Here is a 6,134-nt window from a genome sequence, read left to right as displayed (position 1 = left end):
TCGACTTCTTCATTGCGTAGAACTCCCTTTGCTGGAAATTCTACTTCTGATCCCACCTACTGGACGGGAGGATTACCGATCCAGTTTCTCGCGCGTCTGCGCATCGACCCAGTCGCACCGGCTTTGCCCGTGCGCATTTCTTTCACCGACAACGTTCGGCTTCCCTGTCAGGGCAATCTCCCTGACGGGCGATTGCCCTCTTTTTTGAGGCAATCGTCATGTTCAAGCTTCTCATCTCTGCTCTGCTCCTCGCTTCGTTGACCGCTTGTGCGTCATACGACTTCGGTTCCCCCGATGTCTACCAACGCTACGACGTTCAGCGATCCGGAGAAATCGAGGCGGCCACGGTCGTTAGCGTGCGCGGCGTCACGATCAGCAGCGAGTCTGACCGATCGGGTCTCGCTTCGTTGCTGAGCGCCGGCGTCAGTGCGTTTCTCGGTTCCCGCGCGATCGGCGGTGGCAACGGCCGGTACATCGCCGGCGCCCTTGCCGGCGCCGGTGCAGCCTATGTGTCGCAGCGCCTGTCGGAGTCACTCGCGCGTCACGCCGGCTTCGAGGTCGTTGTGCGCACGTTGTCCGGCCGCACGCTGGTGGTCGTTCAGTCTGACGAGCAGCGCTTCGCCCCCGGCGATCGCGTGATGCTCGTTAGCAGTTCTTCCGGTATGCGCATCACGCGCTGAGTCGTTCATTCGCCGGCTACTGCCGGCTTCTTCCTGCATAGCGAGGTTCCCGTCCGGGGCCTCGCTTTTTTATTCCGAGGGCAAGATGTTCAAGGTACCGAAAGTTCTGTACGCGGATCGGCGCGCGGGTGGCGTCGCGTCCGATGCTGCGCTGACCCACCACGCGACGCGGATGTTGTATCGTGTTGCGCGCGATCTGCGGTTGCGCGCGGGCGAGCACGAGGTGGTGGCCGAGCCGGCGAAGGCCGGCCGTGGCTGCCGCGTCACGCTGCGCACCAGCCGAATGCTGCTCGAAGTTTCGGATTCGTCGTCGCGTCAGCGTGTCGCGGTGGCGTTCCGCACGCGGCGAGGTTACCGCGACCTGTCGGGCGGCGGCGACAATGTCGTATCGCTCGCGCAGCTCGACACGGACGAGGGCTACCAGGCACTGCTTGGCGATCTGCGGCTCGTGGATGGTCTCGATAGCGACCGGCGGTAGGGGGCAACATGGAGATCGTGGATCTCGTTGTCGAATATGCCTCCGGGCTCTCGATATCCGACCGCGCAACTTATCTGTGCGAGCTCCGGTCGGTGCACCCTTCGTCACGGGTCATCGACATCATGCGAGGCCTGAGCGGAACGGAAGCTCCGCCGTCGGCGCGCGCGTTGATCGATGGCGAGGACATACAGCTGGACCAGTGTGATGACGGTACGTTTGTGGCGAGCGACGAAAGCGGATCGCCGATGCCGGCGAGTTTTGTTGCGAGGCACATCGGCCACGAGTGGACGAAGGATAAACGACAGCAGTTTGGTCGCTACCTTCACACGCTGTCGGCGGCTTCGGGTGCCGGTGCTGCTGGCTACTGGCACTCGACCGATGTCTGGACGGGGACCGCAGTATTCAATCTGACCACGTTGCTGGTGTTGTTTGTGATATTGTTCCTTGCAGGAATGGATTCCATGAATGGAGATTGACCATGGGTTTCGGAATTCTCGTACTGGTGATGGGTGCGGCGATCTGCGCATATGGGATGTACATGTGTGAGCGAGGCCGCAAGGCGGACCGTGAGCGTCGCCACGCACACCGTCACGCACATTAATTCGACTTGTCGGCCGCCCAGCGGGGCGGCCGCGAACCAATCAAGGGCTGCACCTTACGGTGCGGCCCTTTTTCTTTTTTGGGGGCCATGCCTGGAGTACAGGAGCGGTCGGTATCGCGACCGCAGGATGCGTTCGAGCTCGCAGGTAAGACAGTCGAAGTGGTGGCTCGATACGTCGAGCAGTCGCTTCGTGCTACCGAACTTGAGCCGGAATGGGTGATTGTTGCCAATCACTTCAAAAACATGAACGAGGCCGTCTATGGTCCGAAACGGTGGTCTGGTTGGCCGGTATCTGATGAGCACCGCCGGCGCAGTTCCGTGTCTAACGAGCGCGGTAGGTCGGAAGGATGGTGGATTGCGCTCGTCGTCGACGATGTCTGGCTTCACGACGGGGGCGCTGCCGACCACTGGCGAACCCAACCTCTCATCTGCATCGAGATGCTGTCCCGTTCTCACGGCTGGGCCGTCGCTGCTGTAGTGTCAAACCTGCTCGATATCGCCTGACGCGTCACCTACTATTTTTCCCGATCCGGGGCAACTGCTCGGATGGGGTGGTTGCCTCTTCTGCAAGGACAACCACGGATGTACACGATCCATACTCCCAACGCCGCAATCCACGTCGACACCCTCGCGCACGTGTTCCACGTGTTCTTCCACGATGCGTCGCTGTCCGCGTACGAAACGGCGGAAATCTCGTTGACCCGCGGCGGCGCCGAAATGCCGATCCTCCGCTACAACGGGGTCGTCACCGTCCGACGGCCTGGTACGGCCGAGGCGATCTTCACTACGCTTTTCGAGGAAATCCGCGACCGCTGGTTCAGCAGGGATGGGCAGCAATTGCAGCCCTGGCAGATCACTCGCAAGCGCTGGGAGATCTTCCAGTTTGTGTTCGAGCTGGCGAAAAGGCCGGCGTGGTTGCTGTCCTGCGAGCAGCTCGAGGCGGAGGTGGAAACCGCGCGAGCCGCTGGTCGGCGTTTTCACCTGCCCGATGTTTGCGACCAGGTCGCGTGTAGCCTGTTCGGCTACACGTCGCAAGGGCCGCGACTATCGCTTTCGGGCGGCGTGAACGGTCGGCACGAAGTCCACGTTGCCTATGCGTTGTTTCTGAATCAGCCGATTCCTGACATGGTGCTGGCGGATTACCGTGGCGACGCTAATCGTTTCCAGTACGACCTGCAGTGGTTCCCCGTTCTCCTGGACGTCCCGGTCCTTCGCAACTCGCTCCCGTACGACGTCATGCAGTTCGCGGTGGCGATCTTTCGTCAGGAGAAGAGGGTGATCGACGTCGAGCTCGGCGTGAGCATGGTCGCGGCGTTGCGATCGGCGCCGGCTGACATCACCTACGTCGAAGTCGACGACCGCCTGTTCGCCGCTGGCCTCGTGGGCAAGCTGGATCTTCCGGAGCAATACCAACGTCCGGTGGAGGTCGGTACCGCTTGGTCTCCCGTTGCCGAGCGGTTGCGTGACCTGATCGGGGATACCGGTCTGAAGAGATCGCTGGCTCGGCTCGATGCTGACCGGCAGCAAGGGCGGATTTCGCAGCGCCGATACAGTCTCCAGGTCGCGATGACGAAGTTGGATCGAGGGCGGACAACGTTCGAGTTGCCGAATCAATTCGCGACCGCAGTTGAAGCGCGCGATGTAAGCGAGCTGCTAAAAGTCCTAGATCATCCGGCTGGCTGGAACGACCAGAGCAAGCAGGTATTGCGCGAGCAGTTTGGGCTGTCGTTGCGTGGGTTGAATTCGGCTCGCCGCCGGCGCGCGATCTTCGCGTTCTGCGGGTACGACGAGGCAGCGCAAGCCGAGTGGGAGGCAAAGCAGGACGCCGCCCGCGCGCAGCGACGCGCCGAACAGGCTGCAAACGACGCGAAAGAGCAGGCCGGCCGCGCTCGGTATCGGACGCACGATAACGCAGTCATTACTGGCGTCGAGCATGTGGACCGCGCGATCGCCGATGGCTACTCGGAGATCTGCAGGTATCGTCTTGGTGCCACGACGCGCTACGCGTTGACCAAGCGGGGTTCGACCGAGGGCCGGCTGATTCGTGCGAAGGACGGCACGCTGGACTATGCCCGGTCGCGGCTCACGCTGCTTGCAGCTTGATTGAGGGCCAGAATATGCGCTTCGACCGATCTGTGCGTTACGAGGACTACATCTGGACGCCTCGTAAGGAAGTGGCCTTCCTCAACCGGCACAAGCGTGTTGCGAAGAAGCTCGAGCGTGATTACCCGCTGTTCGCAGATCAGTTCGCGCCGGCGTCCAAAACGGACGTCGACGTGGAGAAGGCGTTGCGCCGCGACTGGGCCCGGAAGAGCGAGCAGCGAATGCGCGACATCGATTCAAGTCAATGGCGCTCCGGTCGTGCGTCCTACTTTGCGTGCGATCCCGAGATGCGCGCCCGGATCATGGCAGAGTGGCGAGCGTGGCCGGGGCCAGCGAAGCCGTTGTACTTCATCTACGTCGTCGAGAAGCACAACGGGGTTGGCGAAGAGCGAACGCGCAGGATGCGTGAGAGGGAAGCAGAGCTCCGTGCGAAGATCCTCCCGAAGTTGAATGTCCAAGGCGATCTGCTTGGGATATGAAGGCTGCGCAAACAGCCGATTTCGAACAACCGGCGCCTTGTGCGCCGGTTTTTTTTCGTTCATTCGCTACATTGTTGCTTCAAAGCCGCGTGAAATTCTCGATCTTTCCGGCCGGCCCGCAGGGTGGTGGCTCCTACACTGGCTTTACTCACCGCGTCACTGACGCATCGAATCCGCCGCATTGCGGCTTTTTCCAGCCCCTGGGATCACGTCCCGCAGGGCGTTGTTCACGGGGCGACACTTTCGAGGTCACCCGTGAATCAGCCTGACACTTCAACGTCCTTGCCGCCTGATGCAATTTCGATCAAAGAAATCGAGGTGGCCATTAACGTGTGGCGCAATCGCTCGCCGGCGCCGATCGGGCCCGACGAGCTGCTTGTTCTCTGCGCCGAGGCGCGGGTTCTCGCGGACGTCTACGGCGTCATGATCGTGAACCGCTTAACCAGCGTCCCGCGATCGTCGCTGACGGCAAAGCAGGCCGCGGCGCTGCTCGGCGCACGTGCGTAAGCATCAACAGGCGTCCTAGGACGCGCCGACTCGCCGCATCGCGGCATCTTCAATCGCCCCGCAGGGTCACGTCCCTGCCGGGCGCGATCACGTGGGGCTCTTTTATTTCTAGCCCCCCATGAAACTCTCTCCCGCACGCCTCACCGAGCTGCTTGCCATCTATATCCCGAAGCGCCTTCCCGTGCTGATCACCGGCCGGCCGGGTATCGGCAAATCCGACATCGTCGAAGACGCCACCGCGGCGGCCGAGCACGACCTGCTCATCAGCCACCCGGTTGTCGAAGACCCGACCGACTCGAAGGGATTGCCGCTCCCGTCTTCGGACGGCAAGCATGCTCGATTTTTACCTTTCGGCGACCTCGAGCGCGCGCTGTCGGCAACGCGTCCACTGGTCTGGTTCTTCGACGACCTCGGGCAGGCCTCGCCGGCCGTGCAGGCGGCCAAGATGCAGCTGCTGCTCGCGCGTCGCATCGGTGAGCACCAACTGCCGGACTGCGTCACGTTTGTCGCGGCTACGAATCGCCGAAGCGACAACGCCGGCGTCACCGGAATACTCGATCCTCTGATCTCGCGCTTCGCCGCGGTCGTCGAGCTCGAACCCAACGTGAACGACTGGACGACCTGGGCGGTTCATCAGAACGTTCCTCCAGAGCTGATCGCGTTCCTACGCTTCAGACCGGACCTGCTCTGGGAGGCGCGCAGCGGCCGCGACATAGTTGCGTCGGCAAGCCCCCGGAAATGGGGATTTCTCGCAAAGACGATGTCGGCTGTTCCGGCTGATTTGCTGCCTGACGCGATCAATGCGACGGTCGGTGAAGGCGCTGGCGCCGAGCTGATCAGCTTTCTTTCCATCTATCGGGCTCTGCCCTCGGTCGACGCCATCCTGTTGGACCCCAACCGGGGCGAAATCCCCGACGAGCCGAGCATCCTGTACGCAGTCACCGCTGCGCTCGCACATCAGGCAAGCGATGGCAACTTCGAACGGGTGCTGCGATATGCGGAGCGCCTGGTCGACGCCGGGCAGCGCGAGTTCACGGCGTTGCTGGTACGGGATGCGATGGCGCGGCAACCGGAACTGCAAGACCACCACGCTTTCATTCGTGCGCAAGGCGGAGAGATCGGAAAAATCATCCGCGGCGAGTGACCGCCTTCAAACCCTGTAGCGTCTTTCCCTGTAGCCGCGGCCGATTCAGGTCCGTGGCTTTTTTTTGGTTCATCGCGGAATTCCGGGGAACGCGGCGCGGATCTTGAGGAAGAAGTACTCCTCGTCACGGTACCCGTAGGCC

At 62.0% G+C, this 6,134-nt stretch carries 8 protein-coding genes; all 8 read left to right on the top strand.

Annotated elements, in window-relative coordinates; genetic code table 11:
- Positions 1-218: 218 nt before the first annotated feature.
- The 8 genes from WS91_RS19170 (at position 219) to WS91_RS19140 (ending at position 5,992) form a co-directional block, all read left to right on the top strand.
- A complete protein-coding gene (locus WS91_RS19170; protein WP_059670790.1) occupies positions 219-680 on the top strand; it encodes a hypothetical protein in 462 nt (153 codons plus the stop codon).
- 85 nt (positions 681-765) lie between these two features.
- On the top strand, positions 766-1,158 hold the full coding sequence (locus WS91_RS19165) for a hypothetical protein (RefSeq protein ID WP_059670789.1): 393 nt from the start codon (positions 766-768) through the stop codon (positions 1,156-1,158).
- Between the two features lie 8 nt (positions 1,159-1,166).
- Complete coding sequence (locus tag WS91_RS19160) at positions 1,167-1,634, top strand: hypothetical protein (protein WP_059670788.1); 468 nt, start codon at positions 1,167-1,169, stop codon at positions 1,632-1,634.
- Between the two features lie 131 nt (positions 1,635-1,765).
- Positions 1,766-2,263 (top strand): hypothetical protein, encoded by a 498-nt coding sequence (locus tag WS91_RS33715; RefSeq protein WP_231752042.1) that lies wholly within the window; start codon positions 1,766-1,768, stop codon positions 2,261-2,263.
- Between the two features lie 78 nt (positions 2,264-2,341).
- Positions 2,342-3,862 (top strand): hypothetical protein, encoded by a 1,521-nt coding sequence (locus WS91_RS19155; RefSeq protein WP_059670787.1) that lies wholly within the window; start codon positions 2,342-2,344, stop codon positions 3,860-3,862.
- A 14-nt stretch (positions 3,863-3,876) separates the two neighbouring features.
- The gene (locus WS91_RS19150) at positions 3,877-4,341 is read left to right on the top strand and encodes a hypothetical protein (RefSeq protein ID WP_059670786.1); all 465 of its coding nucleotides are present in this window, start codon (positions 3,877-3,879) and stop codon (positions 4,339-4,341) included.
- 255 nt (positions 4,342-4,596) lie between these two features.
- Complete coding sequence (locus tag WS91_RS19145) at positions 4,597-4,848, top strand: DUF3717 domain-containing protein (protein WP_059670785.1); 252 nt, start codon at positions 4,597-4,599, stop codon at positions 4,846-4,848.
- 118 nt (positions 4,849-4,966) lie between these two features.
- On the top strand, positions 4,967-5,992 hold the full coding sequence (locus WS91_RS19140; protein WP_059670784.1) for an ATP-binding protein: 1,026 nt from the start codon (positions 4,967-4,969) through the stop codon (positions 5,990-5,992).
- Positions 5,993-6,134 lie beyond the last annotated feature (142 nt).

This window comes from Burkholderia sp. MSMB1498, assembly GCF_001526245.1.
Taxonomy (GTDB): domain Bacteria; phylum Pseudomonadota; class Gammaproteobacteria; order Burkholderiales; family Burkholderiaceae; genus Burkholderia; species Burkholderia savannae.
The sequence above is the reverse complement of the archived record's forward strand: the minus strand, read 5'-3'. Positions and strand labels throughout refer to the sequence as shown.

Excerpts from the sequence above, each read along its gene's own strand:
- WS91_RS19170 (WP_059670790.1), top strand. The coding sequence starts at position 219 with ATGTTCAAGCTTCTCATCTCTGCTCTGCTCCTCGCTTCGTTGACCGCT.
- WS91_RS19165 (WP_059670789.1), top strand. The coding sequence starts at position 766 with ATGTTCAAGGTACCGAAAGTTCTGTACGCGGATCGGCGCGCGGGTGGC.
- WS91_RS19160 (WP_059670788.1), top strand. The coding sequence starts at position 1,167 with ATGGAGATCGTGGATCTCGTTGTCGAATATGCCTCCGGGCTCTCGATA.
- WS91_RS19155 (WP_059670787.1), top strand. The coding sequence starts at position 2,342 with ATGTACACGATCCATACTCCCAACGCCGCAATCCACGTCGACACCCTC.
- WS91_RS19150 (WP_059670786.1), top strand. The coding sequence starts at position 3,877 with ATGCGCTTCGACCGATCTGTGCGTTACGAGGACTACATCTGGACGCCT.
- WS91_RS19140 (WP_059670784.1), top strand. The coding sequence starts at position 4,967 with ATGAAACTCTCTCCCGCACGCCTCACCGAGCTGCTTGCCATCTATATC.